The sequence below is a fragment of the Aeromonas sp. A35_P genome, assembly GCF_002259925.1.
GTDB lineage: Bacteria > Pseudomonadota > Gammaproteobacteria > Enterobacterales > Aeromonadaceae > Aeromonas > Aeromonas dhakensis.
This window is the reverse complement of sequence record NZ_NEVB01000184.1, coordinates 1-18758: the sequence shown is the minus strand read 5'-3', so window position 1 is coordinate 18758 and position 18758 is coordinate 1. Positions and strand designations below refer to the sequence as shown.

The 18758-nt window shown below is 63.1% G+C and carries 15 protein-coding genes; 13 read left to right on the top strand and 2 right to left on the bottom strand.

The genetic code is table 11. The features are described from left to right. The 12 genes from fadI to CAK78_RS11065 all read left to right on the top strand — a co-directional run. Positions 1-1235 (top strand): acetyl-CoA C-acyltransferase FadI (gene fadI / locus CAK78_RS11125; protein WP_094697332.1); only part of this gene is annotated, 1235 nt, incomplete at its 5' end. Then, complete coding sequence (fadJ, locus tag CAK78_RS11120) at positions 1235-3358, top strand: fatty acid oxidation complex subunit alpha FadJ (RefSeq protein ID WP_094697304.1); 2124 nt, start codon at positions 1235-1237, stop codon at positions 3356-3358. The genes fadI and fadJ, both read left to right, overlap by 1 nt. Positions 3359-3652: 294 nt before the next feature. After that, positions 3653-3793 carry a TIGR02808 family protein gene (locus CAK78_RS11115; protein ID WP_005301193.1) on the top strand — a complete coding sequence of 47 codons (141 nt, stop codon included), beginning with the start codon at positions 3653-3655 and terminating at the stop codon, positions 3791-3793. Between the two features lie 192 nt (positions 3794-3985). Continuing rightward, positions 3986-4543 carry a YaeQ family protein gene (locus CAK78_RS11110; RefSeq protein ID WP_010633897.1) on the top strand — a complete coding sequence of 186 codons (558 nt, stop codon included), beginning with the start codon at positions 3986-3988 and terminating at the stop codon, positions 4541-4543. A gap of 11 nt (positions 4544-4554) precedes the next feature. Next, positions 4555-5439 carry an AEC family transporter gene (locus CAK78_RS11105; RefSeq protein WP_094697303.1) on the top strand — a complete coding sequence of 295 codons (885 nt, stop codon included), beginning with the start codon at positions 4555-4557 and terminating at the stop codon, positions 5437-5439. Positions 5440-5651: 212 nt separating this feature from the next. Beyond that, a complete protein-coding gene (locus tag CAK78_RS11095) occupies positions 5652-7586 on the top strand; it encodes a sigma 54-interacting transcriptional regulator (protein ID WP_094697302.1) in 1935 nt (644 codons plus the stop codon). A 428-nt stretch (positions 7587-8014) separates the two neighbouring features. After that, positions 8015-9202 (top strand): knotted carbamoyltransferase YgeW, encoded by a 1188-nt coding sequence (gene ygeW, locus CAK78_RS11090; protein WP_011706019.1) that lies wholly within the window; start codon positions 8015-8017, stop codon positions 9200-9202. A gap of 127 nt (positions 9203-9329) precedes the next feature. Further along, entirely contained in the window at positions 9330-10529 is a 1200-nt protein-coding gene (gene dpaL, locus CAK78_RS11085; protein ID WP_094697301.1) for a diaminopropionate ammonia-lyase, read from the top strand. A gap of 117 nt (positions 10530-10646) precedes the next feature. Continuing rightward, a complete protein-coding gene (locus CAK78_RS11080; RefSeq protein WP_094697300.1) occupies positions 10647-11864 on the top strand; it encodes a YgeY family selenium metabolism-linked hydrolase in 1218 nt (405 codons plus the stop codon). A 117-nt stretch (positions 11865-11981) separates the two neighbouring features. Beyond that, a complete protein-coding gene (gene hydA, locus CAK78_RS11075) occupies positions 11982-13406 on the top strand; it encodes a dihydropyrimidinase (RefSeq protein ID WP_094697299.1) in 1425 nt (474 codons plus the stop codon). A gap of 96 nt (positions 13407-13502) precedes the next feature. Then, positions 13503-14435: a carbamate kinase gene (gene arcC / locus CAK78_RS11070; RefSeq protein WP_094697298.1), complete on the top strand. Its 933-nt coding sequence runs from the start codon at positions 13503-13505 to the stop codon at positions 14433-14435. Positions 14436-14617: 182 nt separating this feature from the next. Beyond that, positions 14618-15541: a DMT family transporter gene (locus tag CAK78_RS11065; RefSeq protein WP_094697297.1), complete on the top strand. Its 924-nt coding sequence runs from the start codon at positions 14618-14620 to the stop codon at positions 15539-15541. Between the two features lie 68 nt (positions 15542-15609). On the opposite strand, the gene yqeB is transcribed toward CAK78_RS11065, so the two are convergent. Further along, complete coding sequence (gene yqeB / locus CAK78_RS11060; RefSeq protein ID WP_094697296.1) at positions 15610-17202, bottom strand: selenium-dependent molybdenum cofactor biosynthesis protein YqeB; 1593 nt, start codon at positions 17200-17202, stop codon at positions 15610-15612. Between the two features lie 19 nt (positions 17203-17221). Then, positions 17222-18070: a selenium cofactor biosynthesis protein YqeC gene (gene yqeC / locus CAK78_RS11055; RefSeq protein WP_094697295.1), complete on the bottom strand. Its 849-nt coding sequence runs from the start codon at positions 18068-18070 to the stop codon at positions 17222-17224. Between yqeC and mocA the strand changes: the two genes are divergently transcribed. Then, entirely contained in the window at positions 18069-18704 is a 636-nt protein-coding gene (gene mocA, locus CAK78_RS11050) for a molybdenum cofactor cytidylyltransferase (protein ID WP_094697294.1), read from the top strand. The genes yqeC and mocA overlap by 2 nt on opposite strands. Positions 18705-18758: the final 54 nt, after the last annotated feature.

The following is an 18758-nucleotide window of genomic DNA, read 5'->3' as shown; positions in this document are numbered from 1 at the left end:
CCAAGCAGGCCACCGCCTTTCACGGCGTGCCTGCGGTGGATCTGGGCAAGCTGGTGGTGAGCGAGATGCTCGCTCGCACCGATCTCGATCCCAAGCTCATCGACCAGCTGGTGTTCGGCCAGGTGGTACAGATGCCGGAAGCCCCCAACATCGCCCGCGAGATCGTGCTTGGCACCGGCATGAGCGTCAGCACCGATGCCTATAGCGTGTCGCGCGCCTGCGCCACCAGTTTCCAGGCCGTCGCCAACGTCACCGAATCCATCATGGCCGGCACGGTGGACATCGCCATCGCCGGCGGTGCCGACTCCTCCTCCGTGCTGCCCATCGGGGTGAGCAAGAAGCTGGCCCGCGCCCTGGTGGATCTCAACAAGGCGCGCAATCTGCAGCAGCGTTTCAATATCCTGCGCCAGTTGCGGGTCAAGGATCTGCTGCCGGTGCCGCCCGCCGTGGCCGAGTACTCCACCGGTCTCTCCATGGGCCAGACCGCCGAGCAGATGGCCAAGAGTCACCAGATCAGCCGCGAGGCGCAAGATGCGCTGGCGCACCGCTCACACACCCTGGCCGCCCAGGCCTGGGCCGATGGCAAGTTGAGTGGCGAGGTGTTCACCGCCCATGTGCCTCCCTACAAGGCGCCGCTGGAGCGAGACAACAACATCCGCGAAAGCTCGGATCTGGCGAGCTACGCCAAGCTCAAGCCGGTGTTTGACCGGCTGCACGGCTCCGTCACCGCCGCCAACGCCACCCCGCTCACCGACGGCGCCGCCGCCGTGTTGCTGATGCGGGAAGGTCGGGCCCGCGAGCTCGGTCTCGAGCCGCTCGGCTATATCCGCAGCTTCGCGTTTTCTGCCATCGACGTCTGGCAGGACATGCTGATGGGCCCCTCCTACGCCACCCCGCTGGCGCTGGACCGCGCCGGTATCACGCTGGCCGATTTGACCCTGATCGACATGCACGAAGCCTTTGCCTCCCAGACACTGGCCAACCTCAAGATGTTTGCCAGCCACGAGTTTGCCCAGAGCAAGCTGGGCCGTGATCAGGCCATCGGCGAAGTGGACATGGATAAATTCAACGTCCTCGGTGGCTCGCTGGCCTATGGTCACCCCTTTGCCGCGACCGGTGCGCGCATGATCACCCAGACCCTGCACGAGCTGCGGCGTCGGGGGGGAGGATTGGGGCTGAACACCGCCTGTGCGGCGGGCGGTCTCGGCGTGGCCATGGTGTTGGAGGTAGAGTGATGAGCGAGAAGACTTTTTCCCTAGCGGTGCGCCAGGATGGCATCGGCATTCTCACCATGGATGTGCCGGGCGAGAGCATGAATACCCTGAACGCCGCCTTCGTGGACGAGATCCGCACGGTGCTGGCCGAGGTGAAAGCCAATAAAGAGCTGATCGGCCTGGTGGTGGTCTCCGGCAAGAAGGACTCCTTCATCGCCGGCGCCGACATCAGCATGCTGGCGGCCTGCACCAGCGCCAAGGATGCCGAGACGCTGTCGCGGGAAGGGCAGGTGATCTTCGCCGAGATCGAGTCGCTGCCCATTCCGGTGATCGCCGCCATCCACGGCCCCTGCCTCGGCGGCGGGCTGGAGCTGGCGCTGGCCTGTCATGGTCGGGTGGTCACCGATCACGGCAAGACGGTGCTCGGCCTGCCCGAGGTGCAACTGGGCTTGCTGCCGGGTTCCGGCGGGACCCAGCGTCTGCCGCGCCTCATCGGGGTGGCCAAGGCGCTCGATCTGATGTTGACCGGCAAGCAGGTGCGGGCCAAGCAGGCCAGGAAACTGGGTCTGGTGGACGATGTGGTGCCCCCCTCCATCCTGCTGGAGGCCGCCATCAAGCTGGCCAAGAAGGGCAAGCCCCGTCACGAGCTGAAGCGGGATCTGCAGGGCAAACTGCTGGAGACCAACAAGCTCGGCCGCAAGGTATTGTTCGATCAGGCCCGCAAGGGGGTGAAGGCGAAGACCCGCGGCAACTACCCGGCCCCTGAACTGATCCTGGAGGTGGTGCGCATCGGGGTGGAAGAGGGGATGCAGGCCGGTCTTGCCGCCGAATCCCGCCACTTTGGCGAGCTGGTGATGACCAGCGAATCCGCCGCCCTGCGCTCCATCTTCTTCGCCACCACCGAGATGAAGAAGGAGGTCACCTATCAGGGGGCCGAGCCGCGCAAGGTGGGTCATGCCGCCGTGCTGGGCGGCGGTCTGATGGGGGGCGGCATCGCTTTTGTCACCGCCACCAAGGCGGGCGTACCGGTACGGATCAAGGACGTGGCCAGTGCCGGCATTGGCAACGCCATGCGCTACAGCTACGACATCCTGGCCAAGAAGCTCAAGCGTCGTCACATCCTGCGCAGCGAGCTTGAGAAGCAGATGAGCCTGCTCACCGGCACCCTCGACTATTCCGGTTTCCATCGGGTCGACATGGTGGTGGAAGCCGTGTTCGAAGATCTCGCCCTCAAACACCAGATGGTGAAGGATGTGGAGCGCGAGTGCGGCGAGCACACAGTGTTTGCCTCCAACACCTCCTCCCTGCCTATCCACCAGATCGCCTCGGCGGCGGCACACCCGGAGCGGGTGGTGGGGCTGCACTACTTCAGCCCGGTGGACAAGATGCCGCTGGCTGAGATCATCCCCCACGCCGGCACCAGTGCCGAGACGGTTGCCACCACCCTGGCCTTTGCTCGCGCTCAGGGCAAGACCCCCATCGTGGTCAAGGACGAGGCGGGCTTCTACGTCAACCGCATCCTGGCTCCTTACATGAACGAGGCTGCGCGCCTGGTGCTGGAAGGGGAGCCGGTGGAGGTGCTGGACGGTGCCCTGCTCGATTTCGGCTTCCCGGTGGGCCCCATCACCCTGCTGGACGAGGTGGGGATCGACGTGGGGGCCAAGATCTCCCCGATCCTCGAGAAAGAGCTGAGGGGCGAGCGCTTCCAGGCCCCGGCGGCCTTTGACAAGCTGCTGCAAAACGATCGCAAGGGGCGCAAGAACGGCAAGGGCTTCTACCTCTACGGCAAAGCCGCCAAGGGCAAGAAGAAGGTGGACGACAGCGTCTATGGCGTCTTGGGTGTCAGCCCCCAGGCCAAACAGGCCAAGGCGGAGATCGCCGAGCGCTGTGTGCTGATGATGCTCAACGAAGCGGCCATGGCGCTCGACAGCGGCGTGGTGGCCTCAGCCCGCGATGGCGACATCGGCGCCATCTTCGGCATCGGCTTCCCGCCGTTCCTGGGAGGCCCGTTCCGCTACATGGACAGCCTTGGCATCGAGCACCTGGTGGCGCGCCTTGAGCACTACCAGAAGCGCCATGGCGATCGCTTCGCCCCTTGCGATCGTCTCAAGGCGATGGCGGCGGAGCAGCAGCGCTTCTATTGAGGGTGCGCCGCTCGCGGCAACAGGCCAACCGACAAGGAGGCGACCCCGGGGTCGCCTCCTTCTTTTTGGTGCAGCAATGGGAGAGGAGAGGGCAGCAGGCTGACAACGGGTTGAATTGCGTCCATATTTTTCCTCGGCAAGGGATAAATTGTTGATCCAACGCAAAGTAGCCCCCTATTTATTACTTTGGTGGCATAGGACTCAGGCGCTGGTTGGGGTCAAATAGCATCATCAGGAACGGGGAATTACCCCGTCACGAAAGGGACACCCATTTCACTGGATGAAGGACACATAATGAGTCTGCTTGAACAAACCATCTGGACTGTATTGGGATACGGGGCCATGCCCTTTATCTTCCTGAGCGGGTTTGTAGCGGTGGCAGTGACCTGCTGCCTGCTGCTCAATGCCTTCGGGGTCAAGTCCGCCGAGAAGTGATCCGCTTCTTTCGTTCATACCGCCAAATGCTAGTCTTCGGACTGGCATTTGTTTTTTGAGCCTTGGCACGCCGTTATCTGCGCGAGCCAGGCCAAATCTGTGCTGCTTGAGGTCGAACCTGCCGCCGATTTTGATTACACTGGCGCGCAGTTTTTCGTTTCGGCCCGCTTCCCAAGGTATTCAAGGTTTTCTATGGCTCTCAAGGCAACCGTATTCAAGGCTCAGCTCAGCCTGTCCGACATGGATCGCAATCTCTATCAGGACTTCTCTCTCACCCTGGCCCGACACCCCTCCGAGACCGATGAGCGGATGATGATCCGGCTGGCGGCCTTCGCCTGGCACGCCGCCGAGCGACTGGAGTTCACCAAGGGCCTCTCTGCCGATGATGAGCCCGAGCTCTGGCGCAAGAACTATTCCGACGAGATTGAACTCTGGATCGAGCTCGGCCAGCCCGACGAGCGCCGTCTCAAGAAGGCGTGCAACCGCTCCCGCCATGTGGTGCTCTACCTCTACGGTGGCCGTGGCACCAGCGTCTGGTGGAAGCAGAACCAGGGCAAGCTCAGCCTGCACGACAACCTCACCGTGATTGAGCTCTCCGACAGCCAGACCCTGCCGCTGACCGAGATGGTGGAGCGCACCATGCAGCTCACCTGCACCATCTCCGACGGCCAGCTCTGGGTGAGCAACGGCCGCCAGGAAGTGACCCTGGATCCCGTGCTGCTGATGGGAACCCCCGCCCGCGAACTGTAAAGGACTCGCCCATGTTCAGCGCGCTGCTCAATATCGTCATTCCGGTGTTTGCGGTGGTGGGGCTTGGCGCCCTCTACGGCAGGTTGCGTCCGGGCGGCGCGCTGGGTTACGTCAACCGAGCCAATATCGAGCTGTTTACCCCGGCGCTGGTGTTCTCGGCGCTGGTCAAATACCCGCTGGATCTGATGACTCATCTGTCGCTCATCGCGGCGGGGGCCCTGGTGATCCTGCTGCCGGGGCTGCTGCTCTCCCTGCTCAGGCTTAGCAGCATCAGCCGACCGGCCCTGATCCTGCCCGCCATGTTTCGCAACACCGGCAACCTCGGCATTCCGCTGATGGTGCTGGCCTTCGGCGAGCAGCAGCTGGGCGCCATCATCATTCTCTTCGTGCTCTCCAACCTGCTCCACTTCTCGGTGGGCATGTTCATCCTCTCGGCCAACACCTCCCGCTGGCTCTGGCTGAAAAGCCCTGTGCTGTGGGCCGCCCTGGCGGGCCTGCTGGTGGCCAATCTGCACATTCCGCTGCCCGAGTACCTGGTGACCAGCGCCTCGCTGCTCGGCCAGATCTCGGTGCCGCTGATGCTGTTTGCCCTCGGCATCCGGCTGATGGAAGGGGAGCTGGATCACCTGGGGCTCGCCCTCAAGTGCAACCTGCTCTATCTGCTGGCTGGCGGCATCTCCCTGGGTCTGGCGGTCTGGTTGCTGCCGCTGCAACCGGCCTGGATCCCGCTCCTGATGCTGTCGGTGGCGCTGCCCCCGGCGGTGCTCAACTACATGTTGTGCGAGCAGTACCAGTGCCAGCCCGAGAAGGTGGCCAGTATCGTGCTCGGCGGCAATGCGCTCTCGGTGCTGGTGATCCCGTTGGCAGTCTGGCTGGCCCTGCATCTGGGCAGTTGAGCCGGCTTTCCCACCATTTTTTGTTCACACGGATGATGTTCGCGGCCTGCTTCTTGGCTTTTCTCTTCCCCACTCTGCGCCAGCTCTCACTCCGGGGAGCGGGGCGGGTGCAAGTTCCCTTTTCGTGATCCTCGGCGAAGTCGCTGCTGTCGAATTGGCATAGTATCTGGCCAGCATGAATCCCACCCGGGGTGGGAGCCAGGGGATTTAACATGATGTCCGTCAGTAACCAATGTTTGTTGATGCAGATCCAGCCCACCATTTTGCGCTTTGCCAAGATGCTGGCCAGCGTGCTGCAACTGGAAGTGGAAATCGTGGACGCCAACATGGTGCGGGTGGCGGGAACCGGCCCTTACGGCAAGTTCTTCGGTCGCCAACTGGAGGGGGACTCCCGCCTGTTGCGCTACGTCATCGAGCATCAGCGCGAGAAGATAGTCACCCACACCAGCGAGGATCCGGTCTGCGAGGGGTGCAGCTGCAAGGAGAGCTGCCGGGAGCGGGCCTTTCTCGGGGTGCCCATCATGGTGGAGGAGAACTGCATCGGGGTGATCAGCCTGGTGGCCTTCAACCCGGAGCAGCAGGCCCGTCTCAACAACAACCTGCAGGAGGTGTGCGACTATGTGCAGCACATCTCCAGCATCTTCGTGGCCAAGCTGCTCGACTCGCGCGGCCTGTCGGACGGGGTCAACAAGGTCTTCCTCAGCCTGATGAATCACATGGATCAGGGCTGCCTGCTGCTCGACGAGAAGAGTCAGGTGCTCTACGCCAACGAGGTAGCGCTCAAGCAGCTCAACTGCCAGCAGGAGGCGCTGCTGGGCTGCGAGATAGGGCTGCGCCCGCTCACCTTTGCCCAGCAGGGGTTGACCGGCCACCTGCAGCACATCGTCACCCTGGGGGATCGTCAGGAGCTGATCATCGGCCAGTTGCACCACGTGCAGGGCCAGCAGCTGTTTCTGATGGCGTTTCACCAGTCTCATGGCACGCCGAACCCGCCGCTGGAGCCCGACGAGGGAGTCAGCATGCTGATCGGGGAGAGCAAGCCGATGCGGGCCCTGAAAAAGCTGCTCCATCGCATCGCCCTGAGTCCCTCCAGCGTGCTGGTGTGCGGCGAGAGCGGCACCGGCAAGGAGGTGGTGGCCCGCACCATTCACCGGCTCAGCCCTCGCCGCGACAAGCCCTTCATCGCCATCAACTGCGCCGCCATCCCCGAGCAGCTGCTCGAGAGCGAGCTGTTCGGCTACGTGAAGGGGGCCTTCACTGGCGCCTCCAATACCGGCAAGCAAGGGCTGATCCAGGCCGCCCAGCAGGGCACCCTGTTTCTCGACGAGATAGGGGACATGCCGCTCACCATGCAGGCCAAGCTGCTGCGGGTGCTGGAGCTGCGGGAGGTGACCCCCATCGGCGCCAGCCGGCCGGTGCCGGTGGACATTCGCATCATTGCCGCGACCCATCAGCATCTGGAGCAGTACATCGCCGAGGGCAAGTTTCGCGAGGATCTCTTCTATCGCCTCAACGTCATTCCCATCCACCTGCCGCCCCTGCGCGAGCGGGAGGGGGACGTGGCGCTGCTGACCCACTACTTCCTCAACCTGCACACCAGCCGCATCGGCCTGCTGTATCCGGGGCTGAGCCCGGAGGTAATGGCACTGCTGGAGGGCTACCGCTGGCCCGGCAACGTGCGCGAGCTCAGCAACCTTATCGAGTACCTGGTGAACGTGGTGCAGGCGGGGGAGGTGATCGAGAGCATACTGCTGCCCCCCAATATTCTGCGCAACCAGCGCAGTGGGGCGGACGAGCCGCCACGCAGCACGGCGCAAATTGCGCGCATGCCGCTCTCGCCCTATCCTTATTCCCATGGCGTGCTGGCCGACCCTGCGCTCAGCCATGCCGCTGGCAACCCGGCATCGGCTACGGGGGCGCCTTGGTCATCGCCAGAGGCAAGCTTGCCAGAGCCGGGGGCCGGCCAGGTCGAGCGCGTATTGGCGCTGCCACTTGGCGAAAACGGGCTGGAGAACATGGAAAAGCAGATGATAGAGGAGACCCTGCTGCGCCTTGGCAACAAGAAGCTGGCCGCCCAGGCGCTCGGGATTGGCATCGCCACCCTCTATCGCAAGATAAAGAAGTACGAGATCGCCGTGCAGGCCTGATTTCGCAGCGGGTCGCCTGGCGGCCCCGCTTGACCGCGCCGCGACCGACAATCGCGGCGTTATCATTATGAGAATGTGGCCCCGCTTTCTATCAATTGGCAGGCTCTGGTGATAGCCGGACTGATAATTATCAGGGCCGGCTTGGCCTTCTTTCACCCTATTCTCGCGCTATTTCAGCAGCGCGCAGCCATCCGCTTGAAAATAAGCCGGCTCACCTGCCTTGGCGGGGCGCCATATAGCCTCAGGCTGTGCGCCGGCTCACATTCAAGACGCCTTTTCTGGTTATTCCCCGCTTATTTATGCGTTGGCACGCTTATTGATTGCCCTTATTTGACGCTGACCGATGAACTCACCCAATGGCCCTTGTTTCGGTGACCTGTGAGTGGAAGGGGAGCAATGCATTTCTCATCAACAGATTGGGGCTAACGATGAAAGCAGTGAACCAGTTAATCAAAGAGATCAATGAACTCAAGTCCAACCTGCATGAAAAAGACTTCCTGCTGACCTGGGAGCAGACTCCTCAGGAGCTGGCGCTGGTGCTCAAACTGGCCGAGGCCCTCAAGGGACTGCGCGCCGAAAACATCGCCACCAAGCTGTTCAATACCGGTCTTGGCATCTCGGTGTTTCGTGACAACTCCACCCGTACCCGTTTCTCCTACGCCTCCGCCCTCAACCTGCTCGGCCTGACCCAGCAGGATCTGGACGAGGGCAAGTCCCAGATTGCCCACGGCGAGACGGTGCGTGAAACCGCCAACATGATCTCGTTTTGCGCCGATGCCATCGGCATTCGCGACGACATGTACCTGGGGGCCGGCAACGCCTACATGCGTGAAGTGGGCGCCGCGCTTGACGAGGGGTTCGAGAAGGGCGTGCTGCCCCAGCGCCCGGCGCTGGTCAACCTGCAGTGCGACATTGATCACCCGACCCAGTCCATGGCTGATCTCGCCTGGTTGCAGGAGCACTTCGGGAGCCTCGAGAACCTCAAGGGCAAGAAGATTGCCATGACCTGGGCCTACTCGCCGAGCTACGGCAAGCCGCTCTCCGTGCCGCAGGGCATCATCGGGCTGATGACCCGCTTTGGCATGGATGTGACCCTGGCCCACCCGGAAGGGTATGACCTGATCCCGGACGTGATCGAAGTGGCCAAGGAGAATGCCAAGGCCTCCGGCGGCAGTTTCCGCCAGGTCACCTCCATGGAAGAGGCGTTCAAGGATGCCGACATCGTCTATCCCAAGTCCTGGGCACCCTATCAGGTGATGGAGCAGCGCACCGAGCTGCTGCGGGCCAACGATCACGCTGGCCTCAAAGAGCTGGAGCAGCATTGCCTGGCGCAGAACGCCAAGCACAAGGATTGGCACTGCACCGAAGAGATGATGGCCCTCACCAAGGGGGGCGAGGCGCTCTATATGCACTGCCTGCCGGCGGATATTTCCGGCGTCTCCTGCAAGGAAGGGGAAGTGAGTGAAGGGGTATTCGAGAAATACCGGATCGCCACTTATAAAGAGGCGAGCTGGAAGCCCTATATTATCGCCGCCATGATTGTTGCCCGTAAATTCTCGGCACCGGGCGCCGCCCTCGAAGGCTTGATAAAAGAGGCGCAAAAACGCGTCAAATAATGGCCTGGCCGGGTGGGAAATAAGTCCCGCCCGGCCGTCGTCATCACGCAATGATTGTCACGGGTTCTCTCCCCGGGGCGCTTTTCACTCGATGATCCCCGGCGAGATGACTCTTTGTGAGGTATTCATGTCCCAATTTTCCCTGAAGATGGAGATTGCCGATAACCGTTTCTTTACCGGTGAGTCGCTGCCCCTGTTTTCCCGTGCGCAGGCGCAAAAGGCCCGCGCCTTTCATAAAAAACTGGCCGGTTATGAGCCCACCCCCCTGTGCGATCTGACAGCGCTCGCCGGCTATATCGGGGTGAAGAACATCCTGGTGAAGGATGAGTCCAAACGCTTTGGCCTCAATGCCTTCAAGATGCTGGGTGGCGTTTATGCCATCGCCAACCTGCTCTGTGAAAAATACGGGGTGGCGGTAGAGGATTTCACCTTCGATCTCATCAAGCGCACCATCAAGGAGCCGATGACCTTCGCCACCACCACCGACGGCAACCACGGTCGTGGCGTCGCCTGGGCCGCCAAGCAGGTGGGTCAGCATGCGGTGGTCTACATGCCCAAGGGCTCTGCCCAGGAGCGGGTGGACCACATCCTGGCGCTGGGGGCCGAGTGCATTGTCACCGACATGAACTACGACGACACCGTGCGCCTGACCATGAAGATGGCCGAGGAGCGCGGCTGGTACATAGTGCAGGACACCGCCTGGGAGGGTTACACCAAGATCCCGACCTGGATCATGCAGGGCTACGCCACCCTGGCCGACGAAGCGGTCGAGCAGATGCAGGCCATGGGCATCAAGCAGCCCACCCACGTGCTGCTGCAGGCCGGGGTCGGGGCGCTGGCGGGCGGCGTGCTCGGCTATCTGGTGGACTGCTTCGGGGCGAAGAACCTGCACAGTATCGTGGTCGAACCGGATCAGGCCGACTGCATCTATCGCTCCGGCGTGGCGGGGGAGATGGTCAACGTGGGGGGCGACATGCGCACCATCATGGCCGGTCTCGCCTGCGGCGAACCCAATCCCCTCGGCTGGCCTGTGCTGCGTGGCTGCACTACCCAGTTCATCTCCTGTCACGACAAGGTATCGGCGCTCGGCATGCGCGTGCTCGGCAACCCCCTTGGCGATGATCCCCGCATCATCTCCGGCGAATCCGGTTCGGTCGGCACCGGCGTGCTGGCGGCGGTGCGTCACCACCCGGATCGCGCGGCGCTGATGGCCCGGCTGGGGCTCGATGAGCAGTCGGTGGTGCTGGTGATCAATACCGAAGGGGACACCGACGTGGCCCATTACCGGGAAGTGGTGTGGGAAGGCAAGCACCCTGCCTGCTGGTAATCCCGCCTGCAAATGAAAGAGGCACGAATTGAAACAGGATGGTACCCGGCGGGTGCCATGACGAGTAGCGGGCGGGAGGCGCACTCCCGCACCCCAGGTTGGTTATGGAGAGACACAATGAGCAAGCAAATTCCGTTTGAAATGGTGTTGGAGAAGGCCTACCAGTACAAGGCCGAGATGACTCAGTTCCTGCGCGACATGATCGCCATCCCGAGCGAGAGCTGTGATGAAGAGCAGGTGGTGCTGCGCATCAAGCAGGAGATGGAGAAGGTCGGCTTCGACAAGGTGGAGATCGACCCCATGGGCAACGTGCTGGGTTATATCGGCCACGGCCCGCACCTGATCGCCATGGATGCCCACATCGATACCGTGGGGGTCGGCAACATGGCCAACTGGACCTTCGATCCCTATGAAGGGATGGAAGATCACGAGATCATCGGTGGCCGTGGCGCCTCCGATCAGGAAGGGGGCATGGCCTCCATGGTCTACGCCGGCAAGATCATCAAGGATCTGGGGTTGGAAGACGAGTACACCCTGCTGGTGACCGGCACCGTGCAGGAGGAGGACTGCGACGGTCTGTGCTGGCAGTACATCATCGAGCAGAGCAAGATCCGCCCCGAGTTCGTGGTCAGTACCGAACCGACCGACTGCCAGATCTACCGTGGCCAGCGTGGCCGCATGGAGATCCGCGTCGAGGTGCAGGGGGTCAGCTGCCACGGCTCTGCACCGGAGCGCGGTGACAACGCCATCTTCAAGATGGGCCCGATCCTCGGTGAATTGCAGGCGCTCAGCCACAACCTCGGCAATGACGACTTCCTCGGCAAGGGCACCCTGACCGTCTCCGAGATCTTCTTCACTTCGCCAAGCCGCTGCGCCGTGGCGGACAGCTGCGCCGTCTCCATCGACCGTCGTCTCACCTGGGGCGAGACCTGGCAAGGGGCGCTCGACGAGATCCGCGCCCTGCCTGCGGTGCAAGCCGCCGGCGCCGAGGTCTCCATGTACCAGTACGACCGTCCGGCCTACACCGGCCTGGTCTACCCGACCGAGTGCTACTTCCCGACCTGGAAGGTGGAAGAGGATCACATCACGGTCAAGACCCTCTCCAAGGCGTACACCCAGCTGTTCAACAAGGCGCCGGTGGTGGACAAGTGGACCTTCTCGACCAACGGGGTCTCCATCATGGGCCGCCACGGCATCCCGGTGATCGGTTTTGGCCCGGGCAAAGAGCCGGAAGCCCACGCGCCGAACGAGAAAACCTGGAAGGAGCATCTGGTCAAGTGCGCCGCCATGTACGCGGTGATCCCCATGCTCTATCTGGCCGAGCTGGACAAGTAAGGGGGCTGCCGGGCGGTGACTGCCATCACCGCCCGGCTGTTGCCTGTGTGGCCAGTGCCCCGTCTTTAGCAGGCGGGGCCTTGCTGTTTGACGCAATCGGATGTGCGAGGGGGTGGGATGAAACGGCTGATCAAGAACGGCGTGCTGGTCGATGCACAGGGTGAATATCGTCAGGATCTGCTGATCGAGAACGGGGTGATCCGCACTCGGGCCACCGATATCCAGCCCAATGGCGAGACCGAGCTGATCGATGCCAGCGGTTGCTACGTGATGCCGGGCGGTATTGACGTCCACACCCACTTCAACATCGATGTGGGGATTGCCCGCAGTTGCGATGACTTTTTCAGCGGTACCCGTGCCGCCGCCTGTGGGGGCACCACCACCATCGTCGATCACATGGGATTTGGCCCGGCGGGGTGCAACCTGCATCACCAGCTGGCCTGCTATCACGACTATGCCGCCACACAGGCGGTGATTGACTACAGCTTTCACGGTGTCGTTCAGCATGTGGATGACGCCATCCTCCACGAGATGGCCGCCATGGTGCAGGAGGAGGGGATCAGCAGCTTCAAGCTCTATCTCACCTACCAGTACAAGCTGGGGGACCATGACGTGTTGCGTGCCCTGGCGCGCCTCAAGGAGGTGGGGGCGCTTGCCACCGTCCACCCCGAGAACGATGCCGCCATCGCGGCGCGCCGGGCGGCCCTGCTGGCCGCCGGCCACTGTGAGCCCTGGTATCACCCGCAAAGCCGCCCGCTGGAATGCGAAGCCGAGGCCATCGCCCGGATGATCAATCTGGCAGGGCTCGCGGGCAATGCGCCGCTCTATATCGTCCATCTCTCCAATGGCTTGGGGCTGGAGTATCTGAAACTGGCGCGCCGTCAGGGTCAGCCGGTCTGGGTGGAGACCTGCCCGCAATACTTGCTGCTCGATGAGCAGTGTTATTACAAGGAGAACGGGGTCGACTATCTGCTGAGTCCGCCGCTGCGCGGACGTAGCGAGCAGGACAAGCTGTGGGTTGGCATCGCTGCGGGTGACATCGATACGGTGGCGACCGATCACTGCAACTTCTCTCACGCCCAGCGCATGACCCTCTCTGGCGGCGATTTCAGCCGCTGTCCCAACGGCTTGCCCGGGGTCGAGAATCGGATGCTGCTGCTGTTTGCCCACGGAGTGTTGGGGGGGCGCATCTCGCCGTCGCGCTTCGTGGCGCTCACCAGTGCCAACCCGGCGCGCCTGTTTGGCCTCTGGCCGCGCAAGGGCAACCTGCAACTTGGGTCTGACGCCGATCTGGTGATCATGGATCCCCGTGGTGACACCCTGATTTCCCATCAACAGTTGCACGACAACGGCGACTACAGCCCCTACGAGGGGATGCATTGCCCCGGCCAGATCAGGATGACCCTCAGTCGCGGCGAGATAGTGGCCCGCGATGGCGAGTTTCTGGGGCAACGTGGTCATGGCCGGTTTTTGGCCAGAACGCCCTTTGATCCGGCCTTGGCACCAGAGCTGCACTCGCCTTGCCTTGTGGTGTCAGGCTGACAAGCAGTTCGCATCCCGCAAAGTCACGAGGTTATTTGAGCAACGAAAGGTGGGCCGGTATCGCGCCGGCTTGTCCCCTCACTGGGAGATAACAAGATGAAACAGCGAATCGTACTGGCCCTTGGTGGCAATGCGCTGGGCAACAACCTGCCCGAGCAGATGAAGGCGGTGCAGAGCACGGCGGGCACCATTGCCGACCTGATCGCCCAGGGGCACGAGGTGGTGGTCACCCACGGCAACGGCCCGCAGGTGGGGATGATCCAGCAGGCGTTCGAGGTGGCGGCCCGCCACGATCCCAAGGCGCCCCATCTGCCCATGTCGGTCTGCGTGGCCCTGAGTCAGGGCTACATCGGTTATGACCTGCAAAACGCCCTGCGCGAGGCCCTGCTGGTGCACGGCATCCACAAGCCGGTGGCCACCCTGGTGACCCAGGTGGAGGTGGATAAAAACGATCCCGCTTTCCTCGACCCGAGCAAGCCCATCGGCGGCTTCTTCAGCAAGGAGGAGGCCGAGGCGCTGATGGCCAAGGGCGAGCGGCTCAAAGAGGACGCCGGCCGTGGCTATCGTCGGGTGGTAGCATCCCCCAAACCCATCGACATCATCGAGAAAGAGACCGTCTCTGCCATGCTGGCTGCCGGTCAGGTGGTGATCACCGTCGGTGGCGGCGGCATTCCGGTGCTGCGCGAAGGCAATCACCTGCGTGGTGCCAGCGCGGTGATCGACAAGGATTGGGCCAGTGCCAGGCTGGCAGAGCTCATCGATGCCGACATGTTGATCATCCTCACTGCGGTAGAAAAAGTAGCCATCAACTTCGGCAAGCCCGAGGTGCAGTGGCTCGATACCCTGAGCGTGGCCGATGCCAACGGCTTTATCGCCCAGGGGCAGTTTGCCAAGGGCTCCATGCTGCCCAAGGTGGAGGCGGCGCTCTCGTTCGCCACCTCCATGGCGGGGCGCAAATCCCTGATCACCTTGCTGGAGAAGGCCGCCGATGGCATTGCCGGCAAGACCGGCACCCTGATCAGCCTGTAGCCTCGCCTTTGATGGTTGCAAACAGGGGGCACAAGGCCCCCTTTCTGTTGGCCGGTGCAGGAGATTGGCAGACGAGAAGCATGGGCCGGCCAGCTCTTATCCGCGGTGGGCAGGGGGACGGCAGAGGAGTAAGATGGCGCCCCGAATGGCGGACGTACCGACCGCAGCAACAAGGCAGCACAATGAATAGCAAGTTGAATATGGCGGCGCTGGGGGGATTGGTCCTGCTCACCGCCATCTGGAGTTACAGCTGGATCGTGATGAAGCAGGTGATGCTCTACGCGGGGGCGTTCGAGTTCACCGCCCTGCGCTGCCTGTGCGGATCCCTGGTGTTGCTGCTGGTGCAGTGCCTGCGCGGCCGCCGTTATCTCAAACCCACCCCGTTTCGCTATACCCTCGCCATCGCCCTGTTCCAGACCTGCGGCATGGTGGGGTTGGCCCAGTGGGCTTTGATCAGCGGCGGGGCGGGCAAGGTGGCTATTCTGAGCTACACCATGCCGTTCTGGGTGGTGATCTTCGCGGCGCTCTTTCTCGGCGAGCGGATGCGCAAGCTGCACTATCTGGCGGTCGGGGTGGCCGCCTGCGGCCTGCTGTTGGTGATCGAGCCCTGGCAGCTACACCTGGATTCCATGAAGAGCGCGCTGCTGGGGATTGCCTCCGGCATCTGCTGGGGGATCAGCGCCATCATTGCCAAGCGGATGTATGCCCGCCACCCCGGGGTGGATCTGATGTCCCTCACCACCTGGCAGATGATCTACGCCACCTTGGTGATGGCATTGGTGGCGGCGCTGGTGCCGGAGCGACCCATCGACTGGCAGCCCTATGTGTTCGGTGCGCTCGCCTATAGCGCCATCTTCGCCACGGCGCTGGCCTGGAGCCTCTGGCTGTTCGTGCTGAAAAAGCTGCCGGCGGGGATCGCCGGGCTCAGCACCCTGGCGGTGCCGGTCAGCGGCGTGCTGCTCTCCTGGTGGCTGCTTGGTGAAAACCCGGGACCGGTGGAGGGGAGCGGCATTGGCCTTATCGTGCTGGCCTTGATCGTCATCAGCCGCAAGGGCAAACGGTCCCTGGTGTCGGTGGCGGGGGAGACCCGCATCAAGCACGGCTGAGTTGATTGCCGGCGAAGAGATAAAAAGGGCCCGTCATCATGGCGGGCCCTTTGTGTTGGCGCGCTGGCTTATCTGCGCTGGGCCAGATGCATCATGGCTTCCAGCACGGCGCCGCCGATCGCGCGCGCCTTGTCAGAGACGGTAGTGGGATCGGCCCGCTCGCCCCTGGGGTCGATATCACCGATCTTGAAGCCGACGGTCACCTCGATGCCATCGCTGAGCAGCCCCCGCACCATGCCGGAGAGCGGCGCGATAATGGGGGCGTCCCCCACGTGGGCGATTACATCCCCCTCCTGCACCAGATCGCCGAGCTTGATCAGGCTCTTCATCACCCCGGCGACGGGGGCGCGCACCACCCGGCGGGCGGAGTGCCCCTCGATCACCCCGGGAATGCCGGTATTGGGCTGGGCGGGGCCCTGATAGATGACCCGCCCCAGATGGTGACCACGGTTGGTCTCGATGACCGCATCGCAGTCGCGCCCCGCCTCGAAGCCCGGGCCGAGGGCCACCGTGATGGGGGCCATCTCCCTGTGGGTGCCGAGGTTCTGCTTGGCCAAGATGGCATCCACCAGATAGCGGGGCTTGAGCTCGGCAAGGGTCGCGCAGTCGGGGTCAACCAGCAGCGGAATGATGCCCAGATCCAGCTGCTCGAACGCCTGTTCGACGCTCTCGACCCGCTTGGCTCGCACCCCCTCGACACTGGTTTCACCGTCGAACATCCCCTGAGCGAAGGCGACGGTGCGGCGGATCACCGTGGGCTTGTCGAGATCCAGCATCACCACCTTGAAGCCGGCATGGTAGAGGCGCAGCGCCACCCCGGTGGCGATATCGCCGGAGCCGCGCATCACCACCAGCTGATCCCGCTTGAGGCGCACATCATCCTGCATCAGGCCACCCGATTTACCGTTTTTCACCTGCAGCAGCTCGGCGAGGATGCTGATGGCGATCTCCTCGGGGGTCTCGGCACCTATGTTGTAGCCGATGGGGGCGTGCAGCCGCTGCAGTTGGGCCTGACTCACCCCTTGCTGGCGCAGGGCCTGGGTGAAGGTCTGCACCTTGCGCTTGCTGGCGAGCAGCCCCAGGTAGGCGAGGGGACGGCTGATCAGCCGATCCAGCGCCTCCTTGTCCTGGTGGTTGGTGGCGATGATGACGAAGTTGGCGGGCTCGATGGCAAGCTGCTCGATCACCGCGCTGATGGTGTCGCCCTGCTGCAGATGGGTGCCGGCCGGGAAGAGATCGGGGCTGAGGCTCCCCTCGAAGCAATCCCCCACGTGGATGTCAAAGCCAAGCGGCGCCGCGGCATGGGCCAGTGCCCGGTTGACGTGTCCGGCGCCGATCAGTACCAGGCGGGGGCGCAGGCCGTAGACGTCGATATAGACCGACATGGCGCCGCCGCAATCCGAGCCCACCGCATGTTCGCCGTTGCGGGCCATCCGGCCGTGGAAGATGCGTGGCTTGCGCTCGGCAATGGCCGCCACGGCTTCTTCTATCACCAGCCGCTCTATCATGCCACCGCCGATGGTGCCGAGGATCCGGCCATCGGCCATCACCAGCATCTGGGCCTGATGGCGCGGGGTGGAGCCGCGACTCTCGATGATCTGGGCCATGGCAAAGGGGGTGTTCTCCTGCTCCAGTCGGGCAGCGTGTGCAAACAGATTCATAAGGTACCTCGTATCATCCTTAACGGGTCAGCGACTGCGCGGCTTCGGGGGCAGGCCGACAGCAAACATGGTGAATGGCGCCGGGTTCACGCACGGCCCCCTGCCAGATGGCGTGGAGCTCGGGGTGGCGTTGCAGCAGGTTTATCAGGGCGGGCAGCCACTGCTGCTCATTTTGATAATCGCCATTGATAAACCAGACCCGGCGCGCCCCGGGCGGGGTGCCCTTGAACGCCCCCTCGGGGTGGGCGATGAGCCGATCAAACAGGGCCCAGTCGAGCGGCTCGCCGGCCGCAATCCCGCACAGGGCCTGGAACTCGGCCCAGCGGTGGATCTGCGCCGGGTCGGCGCTGGCGCCCACCATGGCGCCGCCCACCAGGGCAATCACCCAATCACTGTGCTGAGGAATGCAAGGTTCGTGCAAAGCGGGCGCTTTCAATAACTTGTGATGGGCGCCGTCCGCCTCCACCAGGATGATGTCGAAGCGTTGCTGCCCCTTGAGCAGATCGATCTGCTGGGGGCTTGGCCCCACCGCCTTGCCGCTGGCCCGATCGAGGTGGCTGAACAGCACCAGCTGCATCGGTTCATCGGGCAGCGCCTGGCAGCGGGTCAGCTGACGAATGGGGTCGGCCTCTATCAGCAGGGTGCGCCGAGAGGAGGGGGCGGGCAGAAACATCCGGGTGCTGCTGGTGAGCAGCACCTTCTTGCCCTGTTGATGGAAATAGTCGGCCAGCCAGAAGAGGGTGCTGGTTTTCCCCCCGGCGCCGCAAAGACTAATTAAAGTGGTACGCCCATCAATATTTTCGGTGAGCGGGTTTAATACACTCTCGATATTTGGCGAGGTGAGCAGAAAGGGTGATGAAATAGCCATGGTGACGACCGATGAAAATAGAGGCGCGGTCAGTGAGAAGCACTGGCATTCGCGCGAGCGGTGCGACTGCCTAATTACGGCGGCCGGGCTCTCATCACGAATGGGCGCGTGGAAATTGATGCTACCGTATCGCCAGAGCACGATTCTTGATGAGAGTCTCAAAAATGCCCTGGTGCTGTGTGACCGGATCATTCTGGTGGTGGGGCATCGCGCCGATGAGCTGATCAGCCGCTATGCCAATCACCCCCGTATCCGGCTGGTACACAACCATGATTATGCACAGGGGCTTGGCAGCTCCATCCGTGCTGGGCTCGCCGCCTGTAGCAGCGATCACCTCTTCGTGAGCCACGGCGATCTGCCCTGCATCCCCCCCGAGGTGTACCGCACGCTCTGGCAGGCGCGGGGGGACGAGACCCTCTTTCCCTCCTATCAGGGGGAGGCAGGCCACCCCGTGCTGTTGCCCAGAGCCCTTGCCACAGCGCTGGCGGCGGCGCCAGCACAGGGTTCGGTACGCCGCTGGCTGCTGGCGCACCCCCACCGATTCATCGAGGTGCAGAGCGCCGCCATCCTGCAGGATGTGGACACCCCGGAGCGCTATCAGGCGCTGCTGGTAAACGAAGCATTCGAGCGCTGAGCTGGTCGTCTGGCAGAGGCTTGCCCGGTCTTGCTTTGCATATTTATCCCCTCC